Annotated in this window: 23 protein-coding genes; 11 read left to right on the forward strand and 12 right to left on the reverse strand. The window is 74.0% G+C overall.

The features are described 5' to 3' along the window. Positions 1 to 10: 10 nt before the first annotated feature. Complete coding sequence (locus tag ACIPYQ_RS30060) at positions 11 to 760, reverse strand: ABC transporter permease subunit (protein ID WP_401256962.1); 750 nt, start codon at positions 758 to 760, stop codon at positions 11 to 13. Between the two features lie 41 nt (positions 761 to 801). Next, the gene (locus tag ACIPYQ_RS30065; protein ID WP_401256964.1) at positions 802 to 1713 is read right to left on the reverse strand and encodes an ABC transporter ATP-binding protein; all 912 of its coding nucleotides are present in this window, start codon (positions 1711 to 1713) and stop codon (positions 802 to 804) included. Between the two features lie 108 nt (positions 1714 to 1821). On the opposite strand from ACIPYQ_RS30065, the gene ACIPYQ_RS30070 reads away from it, so the two are divergent. From ACIPYQ_RS30070 to ACIPYQ_RS30080, 3 genes are all read left to right on the forward strand, one after another. Beyond that, entirely contained in the window at positions 1822 to 2997 is a 1176-nt protein-coding gene (locus ACIPYQ_RS30070; RefSeq protein ID WP_361757533.1) for a histidine kinase, read from the forward strand. Between the two features lie 4 nt (positions 2998 to 3001). Beyond that, positions 3002 to 3652: a response regulator gene (locus ACIPYQ_RS30075; protein ID WP_401256967.1), complete on the forward strand. Its 651-nt coding sequence runs from the start codon at positions 3002 to 3004 to the stop codon at positions 3650 to 3652. A gap of 98 nt (positions 3653 to 3750) precedes the next feature. After that, positions 3751 to 4905: an ROK family transcriptional regulator gene (locus tag ACIPYQ_RS30080; RefSeq protein WP_383574131.1), complete on the forward strand. Its 1155-nt coding sequence runs from the start codon at positions 3751 to 3753 to the stop codon at positions 4903 to 4905. A gap of 117 nt (positions 4906 to 5022) precedes the next feature. Here the strand turns inward: ACIPYQ_RS30080 and ACIPYQ_RS30085 are convergent, their stop codons facing one another. Then, entirely contained in the window at positions 5023 to 5793 is a 771-nt protein-coding gene (locus ACIPYQ_RS30085; RefSeq protein WP_361757542.1) for a GntR family transcriptional regulator, read from the reverse strand. 288 nt (positions 5794 to 6081) lie between these two features. On the opposite strand from ACIPYQ_RS30085, the gene ACIPYQ_RS30090 reads away from it, so the two are divergent. From ACIPYQ_RS30090 to ACIPYQ_RS30105, 4 genes are all read left to right on the forward strand, one after another. Further along, the gene (locus ACIPYQ_RS30090; protein ID WP_401256970.1) at positions 6082 to 6933 is read left to right on the forward strand and encodes an alpha/beta fold hydrolase; all 852 of its coding nucleotides are present in this window, start codon (positions 6082 to 6084) and stop codon (positions 6931 to 6933) included. A gap of 153 nt (positions 6934 to 7086) precedes the next feature. Beyond that, positions 7087 to 8646, forward strand: coding sequence for an alkaline phosphatase D family protein (locus tag ACIPYQ_RS30095; protein ID WP_401257099.1), 1560 nt, complete (start codon positions 7087 to 7089; stop codon positions 8644 to 8646). A gap of 188 nt (positions 8647 to 8834) precedes the next feature. Then, positions 8835 to 10298, forward strand: coding sequence for a GNAT family N-acetyltransferase (locus tag ACIPYQ_RS30100; protein ID WP_401256972.1), 1464 nt, complete (start codon positions 8835 to 8837; stop codon positions 10296 to 10298). A gap of 306 nt (positions 10299 to 10604) precedes the next feature. Next, the gene (locus ACIPYQ_RS30105; RefSeq protein ID WP_401256974.1) at positions 10605 to 12308 is read left to right on the forward strand and encodes a DUF885 domain-containing protein; all 1704 of its coding nucleotides are present in this window, start codon (positions 10605 to 10607) and stop codon (positions 12306 to 12308) included. Between the two features lie 86 nt (positions 12309 to 12394). Here ACIPYQ_RS30105 and ACIPYQ_RS30110 read toward each other — a convergent pair whose 3' ends face one another. Beyond that, the gene (locus ACIPYQ_RS30110) at positions 12395 to 12922 is read right to left on the reverse strand and encodes a rhodanese-like domain-containing protein (protein ID WP_401256976.1); all 528 of its coding nucleotides are present in this window, start codon (positions 12920 to 12922) and stop codon (positions 12395 to 12397) included. 94 nt (positions 12923 to 13016) lie between these two features. On the opposite strand from ACIPYQ_RS30110, the gene ACIPYQ_RS30115 reads away from it, so the two are divergent. After that, positions 13017 to 13463 carry an Lrp/AsnC family transcriptional regulator gene (locus tag ACIPYQ_RS30115; RefSeq protein WP_030008650.1) on the forward strand — a complete coding sequence of 149 codons (447 nt, stop codon included), beginning with the start codon at positions 13017 to 13019 and terminating at the stop codon, positions 13461 to 13463. Here ACIPYQ_RS30115 and ACIPYQ_RS30120 read toward each other — a convergent pair. The 3 genes from ACIPYQ_RS30120 to ACIPYQ_RS30130 form a co-directional block, all read right to left on the reverse strand. Next, the gene (locus tag ACIPYQ_RS30120) at positions 13453 to 16464 is read right to left on the reverse strand and encodes an AAA family ATPase (RefSeq protein ID WP_401256978.1); all 3012 of its coding nucleotides are present in this window, start codon (positions 16462 to 16464) and stop codon (positions 13453 to 13455) included. The two genes, ACIPYQ_RS30115 and ACIPYQ_RS30120, sit on opposite strands and share 11 nt — an antisense overlap. Further along, entirely contained in the window at positions 16461 to 17630 is a 1170-nt protein-coding gene (locus tag ACIPYQ_RS30125) for an exonuclease SbcCD subunit D (RefSeq protein ID WP_401256980.1), read from the reverse strand. The genes ACIPYQ_RS30120 and ACIPYQ_RS30125 overlap by 4 nt, the downstream gene beginning before the upstream one ends. A gap of 85 nt (positions 17631 to 17715) precedes the next feature. After that, on the reverse strand, positions 17716 to 18342 hold the full coding sequence (locus ACIPYQ_RS30130) for a YigZ family protein (protein ID WP_361757563.1): 627 nt from the start codon (positions 18340 to 18342) through the stop codon (positions 17716 to 17718). Positions 18343 to 18447: 105 nt separating this feature from the next. On the opposite strand from ACIPYQ_RS30130, the gene ACIPYQ_RS30135 reads away from it, so the two are divergent. Then, positions 18448 to 18852 (forward strand): CoA-binding protein, encoded by a 405-nt coding sequence (locus ACIPYQ_RS30135; protein WP_361757666.1) that lies wholly within the window; start codon positions 18448 to 18450, stop codon positions 18850 to 18852. Here ACIPYQ_RS30135 and ACIPYQ_RS30140 read toward each other — a convergent pair. Next, positions 18849 to 19481, reverse strand: coding sequence for a helix-turn-helix domain-containing protein (locus tag ACIPYQ_RS30140; protein ID WP_401256982.1), 633 nt, complete (start codon positions 19479 to 19481; stop codon positions 18849 to 18851). The two genes, ACIPYQ_RS30135 and ACIPYQ_RS30140, sit on opposite strands and share 4 nt — an antisense overlap. Positions 19482 to 19586: 105 nt before the next feature. Between ACIPYQ_RS30140 and ACIPYQ_RS30145 the strand changes: the two genes are divergently transcribed. Further along, entirely contained in the window at positions 19587 to 20453 is an 867-nt protein-coding gene (locus tag ACIPYQ_RS30145) for an EamA family transporter (protein WP_401256984.1), read from the forward strand. A gap of 16 nt (positions 20454 to 20469) precedes the next feature. Here the strand turns inward: ACIPYQ_RS30145 and ACIPYQ_RS30150 are convergent, their stop codons facing one another. After that, the gene (locus ACIPYQ_RS30150) at positions 20470 to 21216 is read right to left on the reverse strand and encodes an acyltransferase (protein ID WP_401256986.1); all 747 of its coding nucleotides are present in this window, start codon (positions 21214 to 21216) and stop codon (positions 20470 to 20472) included. Positions 21217 to 21359: 143 nt separating this feature from the next. Here ACIPYQ_RS30150 and ACIPYQ_RS30155 point away from each other — a divergent pair, with 143 nt between their 5' ends. Further along, positions 21360 to 21905: a gamma carbonic anhydrase family protein gene (locus tag ACIPYQ_RS30155; protein ID WP_361757575.1), complete on the forward strand. Its 546-nt coding sequence runs from the start codon at positions 21360 to 21362 to the stop codon at positions 21903 to 21905. Positions 21906 to 21910: 5 nt separating this feature from the next. Here the strand turns inward: ACIPYQ_RS30155 and ACIPYQ_RS30160 are convergent, their stop codons facing one another. The 3 genes from ACIPYQ_RS30160 to ACIPYQ_RS30170 are packed head-to-tail and all read right to left on the reverse strand — an operon-like array spanning position 21911 to position 25864. Further along, entirely contained in the window at positions 21911 to 22621 is a 711-nt protein-coding gene (locus ACIPYQ_RS30160) for an ankyrin repeat domain-containing protein (RefSeq protein ID WP_401256988.1), read from the reverse strand. After that, a complete protein-coding gene (locus ACIPYQ_RS30165; protein ID WP_361757580.1) occupies positions 22618 to 23289 on the reverse strand; it encodes a DedA family protein in 672 nt (223 codons plus the stop codon). The genes ACIPYQ_RS30160 and ACIPYQ_RS30165 overlap by 4 nt, the downstream gene beginning before the upstream one ends. Before the next feature lie 58 nt (positions 23290 to 23347). Next, entirely contained in the window at positions 23348 to 25864 is a 2517-nt protein-coding gene (locus tag ACIPYQ_RS30170; protein WP_401256991.1) for a beta-glucosidase, read from the reverse strand. Positions 25865 to 25927 lie beyond the last annotated feature (63 nt).

Below are 25927 nucleotides of genomic sequence, written 5' to 3' on the forward strand. Positions count from 1 at the left end.
TGGCCTGGCGTCACGCGTCCCGGCGGCGCACCGAGACCCACCCGCCGATGACCGCGGCGGCCGCCCACAGCGCCATCACGCCGAGTCCCGTCCAGTGGCCGACGAGGCCGCCAGCCTCCATCCGCATCATCATCTGGCCGGCCCGGTCCGGCAGGAGCTGAGCCACGCCCTCGGCGCTCGCTCCGATGACGAAGGACACCATCAGCACGAAGGGTATGAGCAGGCTCAGCACCAGCGCGGCGCTCCGCAGGACGGCCGTCAGTCCTGCCGCGAAGAGCGTCATGAGCGTCAGGTACATCCCGCAGCCGAAGACGGACCGGATCGTGCCCGGGTCACCGAGCTCCATGGCGTACGACCCCATGAACGCCTGGCCGGCCACGAAGGTGACGAGGGCGGTGATCTGCCCCAGCACGAAGGCGAGTACGCCCACCACGGCCATCTTCGAGAGGTAGAAGCGGGTGCGGTTCGGCACCGCGGCCAGCGAGGTGCGCAGAGCTCCGTTGTGGAACTCGGCGGACAGTGCGTTCGCTCCGAAGGCCATGGCCGCGATCTGGCCGAAGTTGATCCCGTAGTAGGCCGCGAGGAGGCGGTCGTCGCCCATGCTGCCTTCTTCGGCCTGGCCGATCGCCGCGGCGGTGAGCGCCTGTATCCCGGCGGTGGCGACGAAGATGGCTATGTACGCCCCTACGGTGCCGCGGAGGGACCGTAGCTTGATCCATTCCGAGTGCAGGACGGGCATGGTGGGCAGAGCGGCGCTCATGGCGAAGCCTCCTGAGTGGGGAAAGAGAGAGGGAGGGAAGGTCAGCGGGTTGCGGCGAACTGGGCGTGGTCGGCGGTGAGGTCCAGGTAGGCCTGCTCCAGCGAGGCCCGGTCGTCGGAAAGTTCCAGCACGGGCACGCCTTCGCGGGCGGCCAGGCTGCCGACCTGATCGGCCCGTATGCCGTCGACGGTCCATCGCCCGTCGTCCGCGGTCACCAGCTCGAAGCCGTCACGGGCCAGCGCGGCCCGCAGCCGGACCGGGTCGGAAGTGCGCAGCCGCACCCTCGGGGTGCTGCGGGCGTCGATGAACTCCTCCATCGAGGTGTCGGCCAGCAGCCTGCCGTTGCCGAGCACGACCAGGTGGTCGGCGAACGCCGAGGTCTCCGACATCAGATGGCTGGAGACCAGGATCGTGCGTCCCTCGGCGGCGAGACCGCGCATCAGCTCGCGGATCCAGATGATGCCCTCGGGGTCGAGGCCGTTGGCAGGCTCGTCCAGCAGCAGCACCCCGGGGTCGCCCAGCAGCGCCGCGGCTATGCCCAGGCGCTGGCGCATGCCGAGCGAGAAGGACTTGACCCGCCGCGCGGCGGCGGAGGCTATCCCGGTCTGCTCCAGGACCTCGTCCACCCGGCGCATGGGGATCCGGTCCGCCGCGGCGAGGAAGCGGAGGTGGTCCCGGGCGGTGCGCCCGCCGTGGGCCGCCTGTGCGTCCAGCAGTGCGCCGACCTGGTGCAGCGGGTCGGGGAAGTCGGTGAACCGCCGCCCGCCGATCGTGGCCGTACCGGACGTGGCCCGGTCCAGGCCCAGCAGCAGGCGCATCGTGGTGGACTTGCCGGCGCCGTTGGGGCCGAGGAAGCCGGTGACCCGTCCGGGCAGGACATCGAAGGTGAGGCCGTCCACCGCGCGGTGGGTGCCGTATGCCTTGGTGAGTTCTCGGATCTCGATGCTGTTCATGGCTCAAGACTCGCCGTCGGCCCCACCCCTCTTCCTCCCCCATGCGAGGGTGCCGTCTCCCCCACGTGGGGGAGACGGCCGCGAGCCGCCTCCTGTCACGATGAGGGCATGTACCGACTGCTCCGTGCCCCGCTCCAACCAGTGACCTACTCACGCTGGTTGCACCTCTGCGTGCCCGTCCTGCTGGTGGCGCTCTGGATGTTCGTGGGGCCCGAGGCGCCGTGGGTTCCGCTGCTCATCGCGATACCGGTCGGTCTGGTCCCCTGGGTACGGCTGGTCGAGGGACTGCAGGCGCGGTTCCTGCTCACCCCGCACGACTGGGGCCGCGCGGAGAGCGCCATCAGCGCGGTCCCCTCCGCGCGGTGGAACGACCGGTGGCGGACCCTGCTGTGGCTGGAGGTGCGGCTCGTCCTCGCGGGGGGCGCCTGGGTCCCGACCGTGTGGCTCCCGGCCATGTCGGTCGAGCTGGTCTCGATCGCTCTCGGGCATCCGCTGGGAGGTGACTTCATGCTTCCCTTCGAGCCCCCGCGGTGGGCCGCCGCGCTGCTCGTGCCGGTGCCGCTGATCCTGCTCCTCGCCATAGTGGTCCTGCTCGGGGAGCTGATCACCGCGATCGCCCAGCGGTTGCTGGGGCCTTCGGCGGCCGAGCGGCTCACCGCGCTGGAGGCCCGGACCGAGCAGCTTCTGGAGCGCAACCGGATCGCTCGCGAGCTGCACGACTCCATCGGGCACGCGCTGACGGTGGCGGTGGTGCAGGCGGGGGCCGCCCGGGCCGCCGGCGACCCGGAGTTCACGGACCGGGCGCTGTGCGCGATCGAGGAGACGGGCCGGGCCGCGCTGGAGGACCTGGAACGGGTGCTAGGCGTCCTGAGGGAGTCCGGGCAGCCTCCGTCGCAGCGGCCGACGCTCGTGGAGGCGGACCGGCTGCTGGAGTCGGCCCGGGCCTCCGGGGCGGTGGTGGACGCGCAACTGACCGGTCCGCTCGACAGGTTGCCGGGGCCGGTCACCCGGGAGGGGTACCGGATCCTTCAGGAGGCGCTCACGAACGTGCTGCGGCACTGCGGTCCGGTGCCCGTCCGGGTGAGGATCGAGATGGCCGGGGACCGGCTGGACCTGGAGGTGTCGAACCCGCTGCCCGACGGGCCGGCCCTGATGCAGCGCAGCGGGAGCGGGCTGCGCGGGATGCGGGAGCGGGCCGCACTGCTCGGCGGCGAGGCCGAGACCGGTCCGTACGAAGGCAGTTGGAGGGTGCGCGCCCGGCTTCCGCTGGAGCGAATACGCTGACCGGATGCCGGTTACCGTACTGCTCGTCGATGACGAACCCCTCGTGCGCGCGGGTCTGCGCGCCGTCCTGGACTCCCAGCCCGACATCGAGGTGGTGGGTGAGGCCGCGGACGGGGCCTCGGTGGTCCCGCTCGTCCGCCAGCTGAGGCCGGACGTGGTGGCGATGGACGTGCGGATGCCGCTGCTCGACGGTATCGAGGCGACCCGTGCGGTCCTGCGCTCGGTGGACTCCCCGCCGAAGATCCTCGTGGTCACCACCTTCGAGAACGACGAGTACGTCTACCAGGCACTGCGGGCCGGAGCCGACGGGTTCCTGCTGAAGCGGGCCCGGCCTTCGGAGATCGTGCACGCGGTACGGCTGGTGGCGGAGGGCGAGACGCTGCTCTTCCCGGCCGCCGTGCGGTCGCTGGCCGCGGAGTACGGGAACCGGCAGGCGCGGGCGACGCTGGAGCGGGCCGCGCTGACCGAGCGGGAGGAGGCGGTCCTGCGGCGCATGGCCCGGGGGCTCACCAACGTGGAGATCGCGGCCGACCTGATCATCGGCACGGAGACGGTCAAGTCCCACGTCAGCGCGATCCTGGCGAAACTGGGGGCGCGGGACCGCACCCAGGCGGTGATCACGGCGTACGAGTCGGGGTTCGTTTCGCCGGCCTGAGGAAAGGCTGATTCCGGCCGATGGGGGCCGCCTCTCGCCGCGGCACCGGGCGCGCAGTACGATCCGGCTGACAAGCTCGCTAGCTGGGAGGACACACGTTGGGGCAGCTGACCGGCGGGGACCCCTCTCTGCTCCGGCGGATCAATTCCGCCGTCGTGCTGCGCGCGCTGCGCACGGCCGGATCGCCGACCCTCACCGACCTCACGCGGCTGACCGGACTCTCCCGGCCGACCGTCGAAGGTGTCGTGGAGGGGCTGATCGGGACCGGGCTCGTCGTCGAGGCCGAAGCGGAGGAAGGCGCGCGTCGCCAGGGTCGACCGGCCAGGCGGTTCCGGTTCCGGGCCGAGGCAGGGCACCTGCTGGGCATCGAGATCGGATCGCACCGGATCGCGGTGCTGCTGTCCGGGCTGGACGGCCGCGTCATCGGCGCCGGCACCAAGGACGTCGCCGAGGACGCGTCCGCGGACGAGCGGCTGGAGCGGGTGCGGGCGGCCGTCGCCGATCTGCTGCGCCGCGCCGGCGTGCCGCGGGATTCCCTGCGGGCCGTCGGGGTCGGCAGCCCCGGCATCGTGGAGGCGGACGGCACGGTCCGCCTCGGCACGGCGCTGCCCGGCTGGACCGGGCTGCCGCTCGGGGAGCGGCTGCGCCGCTCGTTCCGCTGTCCGGTGCAGGTGGAGAACGATGCCAACGCGGCGGCGGTCGCCGAGCACTGGAAGGGCGCGGCGCGGGACACCGGTGACATGGTGTTCGTGATGGCCGGGCTCAGTCCCGGCGCCGGCTCGCTGATCGGCGGCCGGCTGCACCGGGGCTTCGGCGGCGCGGCCGGCGAGATCGGCGCCCTGCACCTGCTGGGCCGCGAGGTCACGCCCGAGCGGCTGCTCTCGACCACCGGTGAGCCGCTGCACCCCCTGGACGAGCCCGCCGTCGCCGAGGTCTTCGCGATGGCCAAGCGGGGCGACGAGCGCGCGGTGGCCGCCGTGGAGCGGTTCCTGCAGCGGCTGGTCCACGACGTGGCCGCGCTGGTCCTGGCGATGGATCCGGAGCTGGTGGTCGTCGGCGGCTGGGCGGCCGGGCTGGACGGCGTACTGGAGCCCTTGCGCCAGGAGCTGGAACGCTACTGCCTTCGCCCGCCGCGGGTGGCCCAGTCCCTGCTGGGCGAGGCCGCGGTGGCGACGGGCGCCCTGCGGCTCGCGCTGGACCACGTCGAGGAGGAACTCTTCGCCGTGGAGAAGACGGTCACGGCCCGCCGCTGACCGCGTCCCGGGACTTCCAGGGCTCCCGGGACTTCCAGGGCTCCCGGGACTCCCGGAGCGTCCAGGGCTCCCGGGGCCTCCAGGGCCGGCCGGGCCGTGCCGGCCCGGCCCGCGGTGTCAGGAGGCGACGCGGGGTTCGTGGGTGATCTCGACGTTGCCGGAGTCGCCGAAGGTGAGGCGGCAGGTGTCGGCCCGGTAGGTGGCCACCGAGACGGCGGCCGTGCCCGCGGCGGTGAAGTAGCGGGTGGTGACGAGGAGGACCGGGGCGCCGGGCAGGCGGTCCAGTTCCTTGGCGTCGTCGGCGCGCGCGGAGCCGAGCTCGACCGAGCGGTCCTGGCCGTCGAGGACCAGCCGCTGCAGTTCGCGCAGGACGGCGCGGGCGCGGGCGGGTCCGGACGGGGCCTCGATCGCCGGGAGTCCGGGCACCGAGGCGGCCGGAACGTAGAGCAGCTCGGCGGCGACGGCCTGGCCGTGCGTGACCCGGGTGCGGCGCACCGTGTGCACCGGCTGGTCGGCGGCGAAGTCCCCACCGGTGCCGAGGAGCTTCAGCACCGCGGCCGGCGGCAGGCTCTCGGCCGCGTCCACCGGCTCCCAGCCGTCGACGCCCTCGCCGGGCCAGCTGTGCTGGGCGCTGCCGACGGCGACGCCCACGCGCGGCGGGGCGACGGTGGTGCCGACGCCACGGCGACGCTGCAGCCGGCCCTCGAGCTCCAGCTGCTCCAGCGCCTGACGCAGGGTCGCACGGGCGACACCGAAACGGGCGGCCAGTTCACGCTCGTTGGGCAGGACCTCCCCGACGGCGAAGTCCTGGTCGAGCGCCTCGCTGAGGACGGTCTTGAGGTGCCAGTACTTCGGCTCCGGCGCCGTTTCGAGCTGCGTGGTCCCCACCCTGACTCCTCCTGCCGTCGCTGCACTCGCCGTGTGTTCCAGCGGCAGTTCCGCGCCTTTGTTTATTAAAGGTTCCTGCACTATCCCTGCGACGATAGGACGGTGCACCCCCTTGGTCAAGACCAATGCTCATCCCTTTGCCGGGCAGATCGGGCATACGTATCAAGCCGTTCACGGGATGTTCTCGTGCGCCCCGAAGGCTTGTAGTCAAGGGCTACCGGACGGTAATCATGGCGGTAGGTGTTACTGACAGCCTGTCTCGCACGCGTCCAACCGACGAGGAGCAGCATGACCGCCACGGTCTCCTTCACGATCGATACGCCGCTCGGCCCCCGCCCCACCACCGCCGTCTACGAGCGCAAGGGCTCCGGCGAACCGCTCCTCCTGTTGCACGGCATCGGCCACCACCTGCAGGCCTGGCAGCCGGTGACCGACATCCTGGCCGCCGAGCACGACGTGATCGCCGTCGACCTGCCCGGATTCGGCGCCTCGGAGCCGCTGCCGCAAGGGGTTCCGTACAACCTGGGGACCGTGGCCCCCGCGCTCGGAGCGCTCTGCACGGCCCTCGGCGTCGAGCGCCCGCACGTCGCGGGCAACTCCCTCGGCGGGCTGCTCGCCCTCGAAATGGGCCGGAGCAAGCTCGTCCGCTCGGTCACCGCCCTCTCCCCCGCCGGGTTCTGGACGGAGGGCGAGCGCCGCTACGCCTTCGCCACCCTCCTCACGATGCGCGCCGGCGCCAAGGCCCTGCCCCTCCCCGCGGTGCGGCGGCTCTCGCGCAACGCCGTCGGCCGCGCCGCGCTCACCGGCACCATCTACGCCCGCCCGGCCCGGCGTTCACCCGAGGCCGTGGTCGCCGAGACCCTGGCCCTGCGCGATGCCACCGGCTTCGAGGAGACCCTGGCCGCGGGCGGTTCCGTACGGTTCACCGACGACGTGCCCGGCCTGCCGGTCACCATCGCCTGGGGAACGCGCGACCGGCTGCTGCTGCGCCGCCAGGGCGTGCGCGCCAAGCACACGCTCCCCGGAGCCCGGCTGGTCCGGCTCCCGGGCTGCGGCCACGTCCCGATGAACGACGATCCGGCGCTCGTCTCCCGGGTGATCCTGGACACGGCCCGCAGCGCGAACGCTGTGGCCGCCTGAACGGCCGCCGCGAACCCGGTGGACGCCTGAACGGATGAGCGGCTGACGGGTGTTCATCCGAGGTTCGCGTGGGCGACGCGGCCGGGCCGGGGTGCGGCGGCACGCTGGTCCGACCCGTCCTCGCCGGCCCCTGGAGACGCACCGATGGCATCGATGCCGCACACCCGACGGACCCTCATCGGCGGTTCCCTCGCCCTGTCCTCCGCGCTGTTCGCCGCTCCAGCACTCGCCGCCCCCGCCTTCGCCCGCTCCGGCCGGCCGAAGGCGCTCTGGGGCGTCCAGTCCGGCGAGATCACCGCCCACTCGGCCACCGTCTGGACCCGTTCCGACCGCCTCGCGCGGATGTACGTCGAGACCTCCCCGAGCGAGGCGTTCCGCTACGCCGTACGCCGCCACCGCGGCCCGCTGGTCGGCCCGTCGAGCGACTTCACCGGAACCACCGTCCTGCGCGATCTGCCGCCCGGGCAGCAGATCCACTACCGCGTCGTCCTGGCCGACCCCGACGACCCCCGCCGCACCGCCGAGCCGGTCCACGGCACCTTCCGCACCACCCCCGTCTCGCGCCGCCACGACGTGCGCTTCCACTGGTCCGGGGACCTGGCCGGCCAGGGCTGGGGCATCAACCCCGACCTCGGCGGCTACCGCGTCTTCGAGGAGATGCGGCTGCGCAACCCCGACTTCTTCCTCTTCAGCGGGGACACGGTCTACGCCGACGGGCCGATCAAGGAGTCCGTGCCCCTGCGCGACGGCAGCCTCTGGCGCAACGTGACCACCGAGGAGAAGGCGAAGGTCGCCGAGACCCTCGCCGAGTTCCGCGGGAACTTCCGCTACAACCTGCTCGACCGCAACCTGACCGCCTTCAACGCCCAGGTCCCGGTCCTCGCCCAGTGGGACGACCACGAGGTGCGCAACAACTGGTACCCGGGCCAGCTGATCGACGACCCCCGGTACACCGTCAAGGAGGCCGACACCCTCGCCGCCCGCGCCCGCCAGGCCTTCGGCGAGTACTTCCCCGTCACCGACCTGCGCGGCGGACGCGCCGAGGGCCGGATGTACCGGGTGATGCGGTACGGCCCGCTGCTCGACGTCTTCGTCCTCGACATGCGCACGTACCGCAACGCCAACTCCCCCGGCACCCAGACCGAGGACCCCATCGGCATCCTCGGCCCCGAGCAGCTGGCCTGGGTCAAGCGCGAGCTCTCCCGCTCCCGCGCCACCTGGAAGGTCATCGCCGCCGACATGCCGCTCGGCATCGTCGTCCCCGACGGGGCCGCGAACTTCGAGGCCGTCGCCCAGGGCGACCCGGGCGCGCCGCTGGGCCGTGAGCTCCAGATCGCCGAACTCCTGCGCCACATCAAGCACCAGCGCATCACCGGCACCCTCTGGCTCACCGCCGACGTGCACTACACCGCCGCGAACCACTACGCGCCCGAGCGGGCCGCCTTCACCGACTTCGCGCCGTTCTGGGAGTTCGTGTCGGGCCCGATCGGCGCCGGCGGCTTCCCGGCCGGCCGGCTCGACGCCACCTTCGGCCCGGAGACGGCGTACGTCCAGTCGGCCCCGTTCGCCAACATGTCGCCGTCGGAGAACCCTCCGTACTACGGTGAGGTCGACATCGACGGCGGCAGCGGGGAACTCACGGTCCGGCTGCGCCGCCAGGGCGGCGGTGTCCTGTTCACCAGGACGCTCCAGCCCGGCCGCGTGGGTCAGTAGGACAGTAGAGCTGGTAGGGCCGGTAGGGCCGGTCTCGGGGGCTCACGCGCGCAGGACCGGACCCGGGGCTCGCGCCCGTATTCCGGAAACGGCCCCGAAAACTGGATGAAATCGGCCAGATGGACACTTAACCAGTCGGTCACAGATCGTTCGTGATCACGCAACACCCCTGAGCCACAGTGGTGTGCATGACTGACCGCAGCCCCGCCTCCGCCCAGCGTCCCCACCGCCACCACTGGCGCCGCGACCTCGTCGAACTCGCCGCCCTGTTCTGCGCCGTCGCGGTCGCCGACGCCATCGCCAATCTCGTCGTGCACGGCCCGAGGGGCCCGATCCTGCTGGTCGCCTCGGCCGTCGCACTCCTGGTGACCGCGGCGTTCCACACCTGGTGGGCGCGGCGCCACAGCCATGCGCCGCCGGGGAGCACAGCGCCCGGTGATCCGGCGCCGCTCCCCGCTGGGGCCTCCGGCCCGACCGACACGGCGACCGCCACCACCAGCCTGTGGCGGATGCGCACGACCGTACGGGACGAGCCCGGCTCCCTGGCGGCCGTCTGCACCGCCCTCGCCCGCAGCGGCGTCGACATCCTGACCCTGCAGACGCACCCGCTCCCCGAGGGCGGCACGGTCGACGAGTTCCTGCTGCGCGCCCCGCAGCAACTGCCCTCCGCCGACCTCTCCCGCGCCATCTCCCGGGCCGGCGGCCACAGCACCTGGATCGAGCGCGCCGACGCCCACGACCTCGTCGACACCCCGACCCGTGTCCTGGGCCTGGCCACCCGCACCGCCCTCGACGCCGCCGAGCTCCCCCTCGCCCTGCGCCAGCTGCTCGGCCGCTGCACCATCCACTCGATCCCGGCGACCACCCTTTCCGGCCGCCCCAACTCCGGCGCGGACGCACCCGTCGAAGGGGTCCTGGAGGCCACCTCCATGCGGCTGCGCGACCCCTCGGGCGGCGCGATCACCGTGGAGCGGCCCTACCTGCCCTTCACCCCGACCGAGTTCGCCCGGGCCCGCGCCCTGGTCGAGCTCGACGCCCGGCTCGGCCCCCGCGTCCCGCGCAGCCAGGACGTGCTGACCCTGCCCGAGGGCAACGAGATCACCGTGCGCCGCGCCGACGGCTCCGACCTCGCCGCGGCCCGCGCCATGCACGACCGCTGCTCCGAGCGCACCCTCGGACTGCGCTACCACGGCCCCGTCGCCGACGCCGACCGCTACCTCGGCCACCTGCTGAGCCCCCGCTTCGGCCGCACCCTCGCCGCCATCACCGCCTCCGGGAAGCTCGTCGCCCTCGGCCACCTCCTGTGGGACGGCGACGAGACCGAGGTCGCCCTGCTCATCGAGGACGACTGGCAGCGCCGCGGCATCGGCTCCGAGCTGCTGCGCCGGCTCATCTCGATGGCCGTCGAGGCCGGCTGCGACAGCGTGTACGCCGTCACCCAGGCCTCCAACACCGGCATGGTCGCCGCCATGCGCGGCCTCGGCCTCCCCCTCGACTACCAGATCGAGGAGGGCACCCTGGTGATCACCGCCCGGCTCGACGCCACCCCGGTCGCCTCGCGCCTGGCCTACGAGCTCCCCCGCGACCTCCCCTGCGAACGCCCCCGCGAGCTGCCGCACGACCAGCAGGCCGCGCCGCGCCGCCTGCGCTGAGCCACCCGGCCCGGACCGGCCCGCGGACCCGCCGCGGGCCGCCGGGCCGGATCGTCGGAAGCTCCCGCGAACCGCCCGCAACCGGACGCCCGACAACCGGATGGAGCGCATCCGGAGACCTCCGGATCCGGCCAAAATCCGGGCGCGCGACCCCTCGGCCGCCCCGCGCCCGGGGCCTGAACTCGGCTGTGCCGACTGCTGGTTGATCCACCCCGGCACCTGCGGCGGGACCGGCGCGGGCCCACCCGGGCAGGCTGACGGCAATCTGTGATGACGGGAACCCGTCTCACATACGAAGATGGCCGCATGTCAGAGATCCTCCAGAACGGCAGCGCCCCCCGACTGCCGCGCCAGGTTGCCGACGCGTACGTCGACGCCCTCATCGCCCTCGACCCGATCACGGGCACCTACCTCGGTGTCGCCGCGAGCTCCGGCAAGCTTCCGGACTTCTCGCCGGCGGGTCGCGCGGCCGTCGCCGAGCTGGCCCGCGACACGCTCGCCCGCCTCGACGCCGCCGAGGCTCTGCCGGGCGCCGACAGCGACGCCGAGCGCCGCTGCGCCCGTCTGCTGCGCGAGCGCCTCACCGCCGAGCTCGCCGTCCACGAGGCCGACGAGCACCTGTGCGCCGTGAGCAACATCCACGGCCCCGCGCACGAGGTCCGCGAGGTCTTCACCCTGACCCCCTCCGACACCGAGGAGGACTGGGCGGCGATCGCCGAGCGGCTGCGCGCCGTCCCGGCCGCCTTCGCCGGCTACCGCGAGAGCCTCCGGCTCGGCCTGGAGCGCGGCCTGTACGGCGGCCCGCGCGCCACCACGACGATGATCGGCCAGCTCGGCAACTGGGCCGGCCAGGACGGCGCCGACGCCGCCTTCTTCGCGGAGTTCGTCTCCGCCGGCCCGGACGCCCTGCGCCCGGAGCTGGACGCGGCGGCCGCCGGCGCCACCGCCGCCCTCGTCGAACTGCGCGACTGGATGAGCACGGTGTACGCCCCGGCGGTCGAGGGCAAGCCGGACACCGTGGGCCGCGAGCGCTACGCCCGCTGGTCCCGCTACTTCAACGGCACGGACCTGGACCTGGACGAGGCCTACGCCTACGGCTGGGCGGAGTACCACCGGCTGCTCGCCGAGATGAAGACCGAGGCGGCCAGGATCCTCCCGGGCGCCGGCCCCTGGGAGGCTCTGAAGCACCTGGACGAGCACGGCACCCACATCGAGGGCGTGGACGAGGTCCAGGCCTGGCTGCAGGGCCTGATGGACGAGGCCATCGAGAACCTCGACGGCACCCACTTCGAACTCGCCGAGCGCGTCCGCAAGGTGGAGTCCCGGATCGCCCCGCCGGGCGGGCCCGCGGCCCCGTACTACTCCTCTCCCTCGGAGGACTTCTCCCGCCCGGGCCGCACCTGGCTGCCCACCATGGGCCAGACCCGCTTCCCCGTCTACGACCTGGTCTCCACCTGGTACCACGAGGGCGTGCCGGGCCACCACCTGCAGCTCGCGCAGTGGACGCACGTGGCGGACCAGCTCTCCCGCTACCAGGCCACCGTCGGCTGGGTCAGCGCCAACTGCGAGGGCTGGGCCCTGTACGCGGAGCGGCTGATGGACGAGCTGGGCTACCTCAAGGACGCCGAGCAGCGCCTGGGTTACCTGGACTGCCAGATGATGCGCGCGGCGCGGGTCATCGTGGACATCGGCATGCACCTCGGGCTGCGGATCCCGGACGACTCGCCGTTCCACCCGGGCGAGAACTGGACGGTCGACCTGGCGCAGGAGTTCTTCGGCCTGCACAGCGGCCGGCCGGCGGACTTCATCGAGAGCGAGCTGACCCGCTACCTGTCCATGCCGGGGCAGGCGATCGGCTACAAGCTCGGCGAGCGCGCCTGGCTGCTGGGCCGGGAGAACGCGCGCGCCGCGCACGGCGAGTCCTTCGACCTGAAGGCCTGGCACATGGCGGCGCTGTCGCAGGGCTCCCTGGGGCTGGACGATCTGGTGGACGAGCTGTCGAAGCTCTGACGGCGCGGCTGCCGCCGCCCGGTGAACGACTGACGGGCCGCTCCTTCCCCCGGGGAACGAGCGGCCCGTCCGCGTGGACCGGCACCTCAGCAGCCGCAGTCGTCCGAGTCGGTCGGCGCGGTCAGCGGGTCGGCCTCGGCGCGCTGCCGGCCGCCCTGCCAGGTCTCGACCTCGAAGCCCTCGCGGATCCAGTACTCGATGCCGCCGAGCATCTCCTTGACCTGGAAGCCGAGTTCGGCGAGGGCGAGGGCGGAGCGGGCGCCGCCGTTGCAGCCGGGGCCCCAGCAGTACGTGACCACGGGGACGTCCTTGTCCAGGAGCCGCTCGGCCTGCTCGGGGACGAGGGCCGTGGGCAGGTGGACGGCTCCGGGGACGTGTGCCTGGTCCCAGGAGGGTGTGGAGCGGGAGTCGACGAGCTGGAAGCCGAGCTCGGCGCCCGTCTCGCGGTGGGCCTTGAAGGCGCTCGCGACGTCCGAGACGTCGGCGTGGAAGGCCAGGCTCGCGGCGAAGTACGCGGCCGCCGCGGCCGGGGAGGCCGGGGGCACCCGGAGCACGGGGTTGGCGGGGGTGGCGGCAGCGGCGGGGGCGGTGGCGGTGTTCTTCGTCGTCGTCATGGCAAGAAATCTACGATTCGTTGATCACTCCCGGAAGTGACTTTCCCCGGCCTTCTCGTTGTCCGACCGGGGATTCCCCTGCTAGACCTGCACCATGACCGACTATTCCCCTGACGCCACCGACTGGCGCATCCTCGAAGCACTCCAGCGGGACGGCCGCGCCAGTTTCACCGAGCTCGCCCGCTCCGTGTCCATGTCCGCGAGCGCCGTCACCGAGCGGGTCCGCCGGCTGGAGGAGACCGGCATCATCACCGGCTACACGGCGGTGGTGGACCCGGAAAGGCTCGGCAAGTCGATCCTCGCCCTGGTGCGGCTGCGCTACCCGCACGGCAACTACAAGCCGTTCCACGACTTCCTGGAGGCCACCCCGGAGATCCTGGAGGCCCACCACGTCACGGGCGACGACTGCTTCGTCCTCAAGGTCGCGACCCGCTCGATGTCGCACCTGGAGGAGGTCACGGGCCGGATCGCGGGGCTCGGTTCGGTGACGACGAGCATCGTCTACTCCTCTCCGCTGCCCCGCCGGCCGCTCAGTCCGTGAAGGCCGCCGTCCGGTGGCGCACCACGGAGCCGCCGCGCTGCTTGACGATCTCCAGCTGGGCCTGGACCCGGGTCCGCAGGTCGGCGACGTGGCTGACGATGCCGACGCTGCGGTCGCGCTCGCGCAGCGAGTCCAGTACGTCGAGCACCTCGTCCAGCGCCTGGTCGTCGAGGCTGCCGAAGCCCTCGTCGATGAAGAGGGTGTCGAGGCGCATGCCGCCCGCCTCGTCGGTGACCACGTCGGCCAGGCCCAGCGCGAGGGCGAGCGAGGCGAAGAAGGTCTCGCCGCCGGACAGGGTGGCGGTGTCCCGCTCACTGCCGGTCCAGGCGTCGACCACGTGCAGCCCGAGGCCGGAGCGCCCCCGTCCGCTCGCGCGCGCATCGGAGTGGACCAGGGTGTAGCGGCCGCCCGACATGCGCAGCAGCCGTACCGTCGCGGCGGCGGCCACCTGCTCCAGCCGGGCGGCCAGCACGTAGGCCTCCAGGCGCATCTTGCGCTCGTTGTCGGCTGAGGTGCCCGCGGTGAGTCCGGCCAGCCGGGCCACGCGGTCGTAGGCCTCGCGCAGCGGGCCGAGCGCGCGCAGTTCCTGCTCGGCCTGCCGGGAGAGCCGGTCGAGCTCCGTGCAGCGCACCCGGGCCGCGTCGGCGGCCGACCCCGCCGTACGGAGCTTCGCCGCGGCCCCGGCCGCGTACGCCTCGGCCCGCTCCGGTGCGGCCGGGGGCAGGGCTGCCGCTTCGGCGGCGCCGGTTTCGCGGCGGCGGTCCGCGAGGAGGGCCTCCTCCGTCTGCCAGGCGTCCAGCCGGTGTTGGAGCGCGGTGCGTTCGTACTCGGGGAGCACCGCGTCGGCGGCGGCCTCGATGGTGTCGAATCCGGCCTTGAAGGCGGCGTCGGCGAGCTGGTCGTCGGCCTCCTTCAGCCGGGTGGCGGTCGCCTCGGCGCGGCGCAGCGCTCCGGCGGCCCCCGAGACCATCCGGACCCGGTCCTCCAGGGTCCGGGCGCGGGCCGCGACGGTGGGCGCGCCGTCCCGTACGAGGGTCAGCTCGGCCTCCAGCGAGGCCTGTTCCCCGTCCAGGGCCTCGCGCCGGGAGGCCCTGGCGGCGGCCCGGGTCTCGGCGCCCTGGCGCTCGGTGCTGCGCGCGGCGTGCTCCCGTTCGGCGCGGGCGAGCCGTTCCCGGGCGGTGTGCAGTCCGGCGGCCGCGGCGTGGGCGGCGGCGTGCCGGGCACTCAGGTCCGAGGTCAGGGCGAGGAGTTCACCGGTGGTGGCGTCCCCGGCGGCGGCCGCGGCCTCGGCGCGGGCCTCCTGCGCGGCGGCGAGCCGGCGGTCGGCGGCGGCCCGGGCCCGCTCGGCCCGTTCGAAGTGGCCGTGGGCGGCGTCCTCGGCGGCGCGGTCCACGTGGCCGGGGGCCGGCCGGGCCGGAGCCGGGTGCTCCGCGGACCCGCACACGGTGCAGGCCTCGCCCGCCACCAGGGCCTCGGCGAGTTCGGCCGCGATCCCGCGCAGCCGGGCCTCCTTGAGCTCCAGCCAGCGCTCCCGGGCGGCGGCCGACTCCTCGCGCAGGGTGAGGAGTTCACCCTCGGCGCGGTCCGCGTCCGCGGCGAACTCGTCCCTGCGGCGGGCGGCGTTCAGGTGCATCCGGGCGGGTTCCAGCCGGCCCGCGAGCTGTTCGGCCAGCGTCGCGGCCTGTTGGGCGGCGTCCACGCGGTCCTGCAGGGCGGTCCGGGTCGCCTCCCAGCGCTCCAGCCACTCGGCGGTCTCCTGGTGCTGCTCATCGGCCGCCCGGGATTCCCGTTCCAGGTCGGCCCGCTCGCGGCCGATCTCGGCGCTGCGCTGCTCGGCCCGGTGGGCGGCGCCGAGCGCGCCCAGGTCCTCGCGCAGCCGCTGTTCCACGGCGGCGAGCTGTTCGGTGCCCGCCTCCTTGAGCTGCGGCGGGAGCTCCGCGCGGGTGGCGGCCTCCGCGTGCGCGGCGGCGAGGTGTGCGGCGGAGGCCGCGCCGCGCAGTTCCAGGGCGGGAGCGACGAGGGCGCCTCGCCGGGCCCGGTCCAGCAGGCCGCGCACGCGCTCCCGCTCGGGCTCCGCCTCGGCGAGCAGGGCGGCCCGGCGGACGGTCTCCGCGTGCCGGCGCTGCAGCCGGTCGAGCTCGCGCGCGTCCTCGGCGGCCCGCCGGGCGGCGTGGTGGCGGCTCTCCACGGCGGCGAGCGCGTACTCGGCGACATCCTGCCGCTCCCGGGCCGAGCACCGGGCGACGGCCGCCCAGGCACGGACCGCCGCGGCGAGCCCGGGGTCGCCCGGCTGGTGTCCGGGCAGCGGCCAGGCCCGCAGGTCGGCGCTGTCCCCGGCGGCCTGGGCGAGCCGCTGCGCGGTGTGCAGCACCTTCTCGTCGCCGGCCCGGACCCTGGCCTCGGCGGCCCGGCGGCGCTCGCCGAGCAGGGCCTCGACGGCGGCGAAGCGGCGGGTGTCGAAGAGCCGGCCGAGGAGCCGGCCGCGGGCCGCCTCGTCGGCCCGCAGGAACTTCGCGAACTCCCCCTGCGGCAGGAGCACGACCTGGCAGAACTGCTCGCGGCTCATGCCGAGGAGCTGCTCGATCTCCTCGCCGATCTCCTGGTGGGAGCGGCTGAGCGACTGCCAGCCCTCGCCGGTGTGCTCGCGCAGCCGGCTCTGGGCCTTGTCCTTGGTGGTGCCGGTGCCGCGCTTCTTGGGGCGTTCCTGTTCGGGGCGCCGGCTGATCTCCAGTCGGCGGCCGCCCGCGGTGAGTTCGAGGGTGACCTCGGTCGGGGTCCCGGGGGACGCGTGGTCGCTTCGCAGGCTGGTGCCGGGGGCCTGGCGGGGGCCGGGCACGGAGCCGTAGAGGGCGTAGCAGACGGCGTCGAGCACGGAGGTCTTCCCCGCGCCGGTGGGTCCGTGGAGCAGGAAGATCCCGGCGCCGGACAGGGCGTCGAAGTCGATCCGCTGGGGCTCGGCGAAGGGCCCGAAGGCGGTGACGGCCAGCCGGTGCAGCCTCATCGGTGGGTCTCCTGCCGGCTGTCGTCGGCCCGTACGTCGTCGAAGGCGCCCTGGAGGACGGCCCGTTCGGCCTCGTCCGCCCGGCCGCCGCCGCGCACGTGGGCGACGAAGTCCTCGGCGATCTCCTGGTCGCTGCGGCCCCGCAGCCGCTGGGCGTAGGAGGAGCCGGCCTCCTCCTCGCGGCCCTCGGGGTCGAAGGCGAGGCTGAGGGTGTGCGGGAAGCGGGCGGCGAGCCGGGCCATGGGGTCGTCGGGGCGTACCGGGTCGGTGAGGGTGGCCTCGACCCAGGCGTCCTCGTGCACCGCGTGCGCCGGCTCGGCCAGCAGGTCGTCGAGGCGTCCGCGCAGCCGGGCGAGGGGGCGCGGTACGGGGGTGTCGATCCGTTCGGCGCCGGCGATCTCCCCCTCCGCGCCCAGTTCGATCAGCCACATGGTCTTGCGGTGGTGGACTTCCGAGAAGGAGTAGGCGAGCGGGGAACCGGAGTAGCGGACCCGTTCGTTGATCGTCTGGCAGCCGTGGAGGTGGCCGAGGGCGGCGTAGTCCACCCCGTCGAAGACGGAGGCGGGCACGGCCTCGACCCCGCCGACGGCGATGTCGCGCTCGCTGTCGCTGGCCTGCCCGCCGGTGACGAAGGCGTGTGCCAGGACGACGGAGCGGGTGCCGGGCGGGCGGCTGGCCAGGTCGGCCCGCACCCGGTCCATGGCCGCGCCCAGTACCGCCTCGTGGCTCACCTTGTCCGCGCGGAACTCGTCCTTGACCAGGGCCGGTTCCAGGTAGGGCAGCCCGTACAGCGCCACCTCGCCGTGTACGTCGGCCAGGACGACGGGGTCGGCGCAGCCGGCCGGGTCGGTGCGCAGGTGGATCCCGGCCCGGTCGATCAGTCCGGCGCCGACGCCGAGCCGGCGGGCCGAGTCGTGGTTGCCGGAGATCATGACGGTGGGCACGCCGAGGTCGGCGAGCCGGTGCAGGGCCCGGTCGTACAGCTCGACGGCGGGCAGCGGGGGCACGGCCCGGTCGTAGACGTCACCGGCGACGAGGACGGCGTCGACCTCGCGCTCGCGGACGGTCGCGACGAGGTGGTCGACGAAGGCGGCCTGGGCGCCGAGCAGGTTCACCCGGTGGAAGGCCCGGCCGAGGTGCCAGTCCGAGGTGTGCAGGAACTTCACTCGCCGGCTCCGCCGCACATGCCGTCTCCCCCTGGTGGTCACCTGCTCGCTGAACCCCTCTACGCTAACCCGTCCCCGGGGTCGCTCAGGGCGCGTACGTCTCTCCGCCGAGGGTGAGGCCGGCGGTGCCCGCGGTGCTGTCGGCGAGCCAGGCCTCGAAGGCGGGCAGATCCGCCTCCGGGAGGGCGACCTCGATCTCCACCGCGGAGCCGTAGCGCAGGTCGACCACGGTCCGGCCGGTGGCGCGCAGATCGTTCTGGGTCTTGCCGGCGCGCTGGTGGTCGACGGTGACGGTGGCCAGCCGGTAGCGGCGCCGGGTGACGGTGCCGAGCTCGTCGAGCGCCTCGCCGACGACTCCGCCGTAGGCCCTGATCAGGCCGCCGGCGCCGAGTTTCACGCCGCCGTAGTAGCGGGTGACCACGGCGACGGCGTAACGCACGTCGCGGCGCATGAGCATCTGCAGCATCGGCACCCCGGCGGTGCCGCCGGGCTCGCCGTCGTCGCTGGCCTTCTGGACGGAGGCGTCGGCGCCGACCACGTAGGCGAAGCAGTTGTGCGTGGCGGTGGGGTGCTCCTTGCGGATGCGCGCGACGAACTCCTGCGCCTCCTGCTCGGTCGCGGCCGGGGCGAGCGAGCACAGGAAACGCGAGCGGTTGATCTCGGACTCGTGCACGCCCTCGCGGGCCACCGTCACGTACTGGTCTGCCTTCACCGCTCCACCCTACGGGGAATCGGACATGTGTCCTTTCGGTTGACCAGGCTGAACGGCAACGGCACAGACATGAACGACGGACGAGAACCACAGGAGGCGGCGCGCGTGTACGGCGACCCGGCAACCATCCGCAAGATCCTCACCGAGCTCGGCGACACCTGGGCCGTGGTGGGCCTGTCGAACAATCAGGACCGGGCGGCCTATGGGGTGGCCCGCGTGCTCCAGCGGTTCGGCAAGCGCGTGGTCCCGGTCCACCCCAAGGCCGAGACGGTGCACGGCGAGCGCGGGTACGCCTCGCTGGAGGAGATCCCGTTCAAGGTGGACGTGGTGGACGTGTTCGTCAACAGCGAGCTGGCCGGTCCGGTGGCCGACCAGGCGGCCGCCGTCGGCGCCGAGGCCGTCTGGTTCCAGCTCGGCGTGATCGACGAGGCCGCCTTCGACCGCACCCGCGCGGCCGGGCTGACCATGGTCATGGACCGCTGCCCGGCGATCGAGATCCCGGCTCTCTAGGGCCGGCCGGCGACCGCTCCCGCGCTGCCGTGGACGTGGGCGGGAGCGGGTGCGGGCGCCGCCACCGGCGGGACCGACACCGCGAGGGTCATCTCCATCGGCACGGAGCCGTCGTTGCGGAAGGCGTGTCCGAGGTTGGCCTCGAAGGTGGCCGCGGCCCCCGCCGGTACGCGGAACTCCTCCTCGCCGACGACCAGGGTGAGCTCCCCGGCCGTGACGTGCAGCATCTCGATGGTGCCGGAGGGGTGCGGAGCGGAGTCCGTCCCCTCGCCCGGCACCAGGTGCCAGGTCCAGAGCTCCATCGGCCCGCGCTCGTCGGTGCCGATCAGCATCGTCGTCGAGCTCCCCGCCTCGCTCGACCAGATCCGGACGACCTGGTCCGGCGGGACGATCCGGACCTGCGGCCCCCGGTCGTAGTCGAGGAGCGCGGAGATGCTGACGCCGAGGGCGTCGGCCAGCCTCACCGTGGTGCCCACGCTGGGGTTCGTACGGGCCTGCTCGATCTGGATGATCATCCCGCGGCTCACTCCCGCGCGGGCGGCCAGCGAGTCCAGGGTGAATCCGCGCTCACCGCGCCACCTCTTGAGGTTCCGGGCGAGCGCCTGGGTGAGCTGTTCGAGGTCCGACACATTCCGTCCAATATTCTGGATGGCACAGTCCAATGGACTGTACTACCGTCCGGGGTGTTCCATGCTGCACTCCACCGTTCACTGCACTGTACTGCGAGGCCCCGCATGACCGCCCTCTTCGCCCTGGCCACAGCCGTGCTGTGGGGTCTCGCCGACTTCGGCGGCGGGCTGCTGACCCGCCGGATACCGGCACTCACGGTGGTCGTCGTCTCGCAGGTCGTCGCGGTCCTCGTCCTCGGCGCGGTCGTCCTCGGCACCGGCGCCTGGCAGGAGGCCGGACCGCAGCTGTGGTTCGCGGTCGGCGCGGGTCTGGTCGGGCCGGTGGCGATGCTCAGCTTCTACAAGGCGCTGGCCCTCGGCCCCATGGGCGTGGTCTCCCCGCTGGGCTCGCTCGGGGTGGTCGTGCCCGTCACCGCGGGCCTGATCCTGGGCGAGCGGCCCAGCCCCGGCCAGTTCGCGGGCATCGCGGTGGCCGTCGTCGGCATCGTCCTCGCGGGCGGCCCGGAGCTGCGCGGCGCGCCCGTCCAGCGGCAGGCCGTCGTCCTGACCCTGGTCGCGGCCTTCGGGTTCGGCTCGGTGATGGCCCTGATCGCGGAGGCGTCCACCACCCTCACCGGACTCTTCCTCGCGTTGTTCGTCCAGCGGGTCACCAATGTCGCCGTGGGCGGCGCCGCCCTGTGGGCACGGTGCCGGCGCGGCGTCCCGGCCCTGCCGCCGGGTACCGGCCCGCGGATCCTGTGGGGGCTGCTGCCCGCGCTGGCCTTCGTCGGCTTGGCGGACGTCGCGGCGAACGGCACCTACTCCCTCGCCGCCCAGAGCGGCCCGGTCACCATGGCCGCCGTGCTGTCCTCGCTCTACCCGGTGGTCACGGCGCTCGCCGCCTTCGCCGTGCTCAAGGAGCGGCTGCGCAGCATCCAGGCGGCGGGCGCCGGCCTGGCCCTGGCGGGAACGGTTCTCCTGGCCGCGGGCTGACCGGCCCCGGACACCTCTACGCCTGCTCCGCCTCCGCCAGCTCGGCCAGCCCGCGCAGCTGCTCCGGGGTCATCCCGTCCGGGATCGGCACCGGCGCCGGCGTGCGCAGCGGCGGCTGCCAGCCCGTCTCCGGCTCCCAGCGCCGTACGATGCGCGCCGGCGCCCCCGCCACCACGGCGTGGTCCGGCACCTCGCCCCGTACGACGGCCCCCGCGGCCACCACCACGTTGCGGCCGAGCCGCGCGCCCGGCAGGATCACCGCGCCGGTGCCGAGCCAGCACCCCGGGCCGATCTCCACGGGTGCGCTGCGCGGCCACTGCCGGCCGACGGGCTGGTGCGGGTCGTCGTAGCTGTGGTTCGTGGACGTGATGTAGACCCCGGGACCGCAGAAGGTGTTCGACCCGATCGTGATCCGGGCGTCGGCGATGACATGGCTGCCCCGGCCGATGACGACCCCGTCGCCGAGCACGAGCATCGGCTCCTTGCCCAGGTCGAGGTCCGGCATCATGCCGGCGGTGAGGGTGACCTGCTCGCCGATGATGCAGTGGCCGCCGAGCCGGATCCACCGCTCGCCGAAGACCGTGCCCTGCGGGAAGGCGAGCCGCGTGCCGTCCCCGATCGCGCCGAACCGCAGCCGGCCCGGGGTCTGCGCGGTCACCGCGCCGGCCTGCTGCATCCAGCGCCAGCCGGTGTGGGCCGCGCGGCTCGCCAGCCGGCGGCGCAGGGCCGTCAGAGATGAGAACGTGTTCTGCTTCTTCGGCACCCGGCCACGTTAATGCGCCCGGCGTCGGACGTCCGGACCACCATCCTGTGATCTTCACCCCATCGCGGGTGCGGCGGGCCGCGTGCCCTACGGTGCTGTTGGCGCGGCACCCGGACGACAGACCGACGGCAGAGGAAGAGAACATGACGCACCAGGCGGCCCAGGCACTCGTGGCGAGTGTCGGCGGCAAGACCCCGGACATCGACCCGACGGCCTTCACCGCGCCCACCTCGGTCGTGGTCGGCGACGTCACCCTCGCCGCCGGCGCGAGCCTCTGGTACTCGGCCGTGCTCCGCGCCGACTGCGGCCCGATCACGCTCGGCGCCGACAGCAACGTGCAGGACAACTGCACGATCCACGTGGACCCGGGCTTCCCGGTCTCGATCGGCGAGCGCGTCTCCATCGGCCACAACGCCGTCGTGCACGGCTGCACCGTCGAGGACGACTGCCTGATCGGCATGGGCGCGACCGTGCTGAACGGCGCGGTCATCGGCGCCGGCTCGCTGGTCGCCGCACAGGCACTGGTCCCGCAGGGCATGGTCGTCCCGCCCGGCTCACTGGTCGCGGGTGTGCCCGCCAAGGTGCGCCGCGAGCTGACCGACGAGGAGCGCGAGGGCATCAAGGTCAACGCCCTGATGTACGTGGAGCTGGCCAAGCAGCACCGCGCCTCGGTGACCCCGGAGGCGTAGTCCCGCTAGCGGGACTCCCACGCCGCCAGCACCAGGGCCCTGACGGCCCGGTAGTCGTGGCTGCGCGGCCCGGGGCCCGGCCAGCCGGGGCCCTTCCCCTCGCGGGCGGTGCGCAGCTGCCCCGCCCGCCCCTCCCGTACGGTCCTCTCGGTGACGGCGGCGCCGCGCGCGAGCAGCCGCTCCACCGTGACCGGGAAGCCCCAGTGAGCGGCCCAGTCGAGGGCGGTGCAGCCCTTCATCCGCTCCTCGATGTCCGCGCCCCGGTCCAGCAGCAGGTCGACGAGGTCCGGGTTCCCGCTGTCCAGGGACGTGGCCGCGAGGACCAGTGGCACGTGGCCCAGCCTCCCCTCCGGACCGTTCGGGTCGGCGCCCGCGTCGAGGAGGGCCCGTGCGACCTCCGTGTGCCCGTTCATCGCCGCCAGCGACAGGTGGCCCGACTCGTAGTACGGTCCGGCGACGAGCCGGGGGTCGGCGCCCGCGGCGAGGAGCAGCCGCACGATGTCCGCGTGCCCCGCGCACGCCGCCAGGTCCAGCGCCCTGCGACCGCCCTGGACCCACTCGTCGACCTCGGCCCCCTCGGCCAGCAGGCGCTCCACCAAGGCCGTGTCGCCGCTCTCCGCCGCCCGGCCCAGCCCGTTCGCCAGCCGGTGGTAGTGGTCCTCCCGGCCCTCGGAGGACCAGTCGGACGACTCGTCTTCCCGTCGCGCCGGCGTCACTCGCCGACCGTCGCCCGCGCCTCCGACTGCGCGGGGATCGCGGCTCCGGCCGCGCCCGCCTCGGCGGCCGCCTTCTTCATCCGGCTGCGCATCACCAGGGTCACCGCGAGCCCGAACAGCACGGCGAGGGCCAGCGCCGCCCAGGAGAACCGCTTCAGCCACGGCTCCGCCACGACCCCGACGGAGTAGATGACGGCCGTGGTGCCGCCCGCCCAGAGGATCCCGCCGAAGACGTTGGCGATCAGGAACTTCCAGTACGGCATGTGCAGCACGCCCGCCAGCGGCCCCGCGAAGATCCGCAGCAGCGCCACGAACCGTCCGAAGAAGACGGCCCACATGCCCCACTTCTCGAAGGAGCGTTCCGCCAGGGCCACCTGCTGCGGCCCGAAGTGCTTGGGGAAGCGCCGGCCCAGCTTCTCCAGCAGCGGCTTGCCGCCCCGGCGGCCGATCGCGTAGCCGATCGAGTCACCCACGATCGCCCCGGTGATCGCGCAGAGGCCGAGCACCACGGGGTCGATGTCCCCGTGCTGCGAGGCCAGCAGCGCCGAGCTGACCAGGATGATCTCGCCCGGCAGCGGAATGCCGAGGCTCTCCAGCCCGATCACCAGACCCACCAGGAGATAGATGCTGACCGCCGGAATCGTCTCCAGCCATTCCTGGATGTGCACCGGTACGTCCTCCCGTGTCGTCCCCGGCGCGCCCCCTGTGACACGCCGAACGGGCAGCCTATCGGCTCGCCACGACCACCTTTGACTTCAGTGGCAGCTCGCGCGAGGAACGGCCCGCGAACACCTCACGGCGGCCGGAACCCAGCACCCACGCGTGCCGCTCCGGGTCCCAGGACGACAGCGCCCTGGCGTCGAGGTCCACGGCGACCCGCTGCGCCTCGCCGGGCGCGAGGGTGAGCCGCCGGTAGCCGGCCAGGGCGCGCACCGGCTGGTCGAGCCGGAGCTCGGGGGACGGGCCTACGTACACCTGGGCCACCTCGGTGCCCTTGCGGCGGCCGGTGTTGCGGACGGTGAACTCCGCGCGCAGCCCGCCCCGCTCCGGCCGGACCGTGAGCTTCTCGTAGTGCCAGGTCGTGTACGAGAGCCCGTGCCCGAAGGGGAACAGCGGCGCCACCCGCTGGGCGTCGTACCAGCGGTGACCGACGTGGATGCCCTCGGAGTACTCCTGCCGGCCGCCCAGTCCCGGGTAGCGCAGCGGGTCGCCGCCGACCGGGGTCGCCCGTTCGTCGGCCGGGAAGGTCTGGGTGAGGCGGCCGCCCGGGTCCACGTTGCCGAAGAGGACGTCGGCGGTGGCTCCCGCCCCCTCCTGGCCCGGGTAGTACATCTGGAGGACGGCCCCGGTCCGCGCCAGCCACGGCATGGTCGTGGCGGAGGAGGTGTTGAGGACCACCGTCGTACGGGGGTTCGCGGCGGCCACCGCCTCGATCAGCCGCTCCTGCCCGCCGGGGAGGGCCAGGGAGGTCCGGTCCCTGCCCTCGGTGGCGTCCTCGTAGGCGAACAGGACCACGCTGCGGGCCGATTTCGCCGTCCTCACGGCCTCGGCGAGGTCGGCGGCCCGGGTCGCCCCGGTGGTGTGCCGGAGCCGGAAGCGCTGGCCCCCGTCCCCGCCCCTGGCCGTCACGGCGAGCCGGTGGGGGCCCGCCTTGAGGGCGAGGGTGCGGCGGCGGACGGCCATCCCGTCGGGTGCGGAGCCGAGGAGCCCGCCGGCGAAGTGCTCGGCCATGCCCTGCCGGACGGGGAACAGCTCCTCGCCGTCGAGGCGCACGGCGGGCCGCTGCCCGGTGTAGTGGACGATCAGGGTCCACTCGTCGTCCGCCGCGAGGCGGAACTCGCCCTCGTGTCTCCACTCGCGCCCGGCGGCCACGCTCCGCTCGTCGAGGCCGGCGGCCGGGGTCAGCAGGTGCGCGGGGAGCGGCCGTCCGTACAGGTCCTCGCCGAGGGCGTGGCGCACGGTGGAGCCGTTCCCGGCCCGTTGCCGCAGGGCCGTGAGCGGGGCGGCCGCCCGGTCGGGGACCATGTGCGCGCTGCCCCCGCCGCCGACGAACGGCACCTGGGCGGTGGGACCGATCACCGCGATCGAGCGGGCGGCGGCGCCGGTCAGGGGCAGGGTGCCGGCTTCGTTGCGGAGCAGCACCGCCCCGGAGGTGGCCACCTTGCGGGCGACCCGGGCCCCGGCGGTGGCATCGCGCGCGGGCCGGGCGGCGGGCCGGGCCGCCAGCAGCCCGAAGCGGTCCATGGTGGTCAGGATCCGGTGGACGGCGAGGTCGACGGCGGCCTCGGTCACGGAACCGCCGCGCACCGCCTCGCGCAGCGGCCCGCCGAAGTGGGTACCGCCGGGCATCTCCATGTCGAGGCCGGCGCCGATGGCGGCGACGGTGCTGTGGGTGGCGTTCCAGTCGGACATCACCCAGCCGTCGAACCCCCAGCTCCCGCGCAGCAGTTCGTCGAGCAGCGGCTTGTTCTCGCAGGCGTGGACGCCGTTGACCTTGTTGTACGCGCCCATCACGGCGCCCGCACCGGCGGCCACGGCGGCCTCGAAGCCCCGTAGCTCGGTCTCGTGCAGGGTCTGCTCGGTGGCGGTCACGTCGACGGTGTCGCGGCCGTGTTCCTGGTTGTTGAGGGCGAAGTGCTTGACGGTGGCGATGAGCCCTTCGTCCTGAACGCCCCGGATCACCTCCGCGACCAGGTCCGCCGTCAGCCGCGGGTCCTCGGCGAAGGTCTCGAAGTTCCGGCCCGCGTACGGGGTCCGGATCAGGTTGACCATGGGCGCGAGCAGGACGTCCTGGCCGAGCGCGCGGCCCTCGCGGCCGAGGACCCGGCCGTACTCGCGGGCCAGCGCCGGGTCGAAGGCGGAGGCGAGCAGGACCGGCGCGGGCAGTGCGGTGGCGGGCCGGGCGACGCGTACTCCGGCGGGCCCGTCGGCGAGGCGCAGCGCCGGGATGCCCAGACGCGGTACGCCGGGCACGTAGCCGGCCTGGCCGAGGGGGGCGGGGTCCCGGGCGCCGTGCAGCAGGGCGGTCTTCTCTTCGAGGGTGAGCCGTTCCAGCAGGGCGTCGATCCGGGCGGCGCCGGCGCCCCCGGGCCCGGCGGCGGATCCCCCGGCGGGTCCCGCTGCGGGCGGCGTCCTGGCGGGTCCCGCGCCCGGCGGCACGGTGGGGGCGCAGGCGCCCGCGCCGAAGGCCGCTGCCACCCCGCCCGCCGCCGCGAGCAGCCGCATCGCCGAACGTCTGGACACGGCCCCGCTCATCGGCGCTCCCTGCGGCGTGGTTCGGCGGGAGCGGCCCGCGCCGGACCGCTC

The sequence above is a fragment of the Streptomyces sp. NPDC090045 genome (genome assembly GCF_044747975.1).
GTDB lineage: Bacteria > Actinomycetota > Actinomycetes > Streptomycetales > Streptomycetaceae > Streptomyces.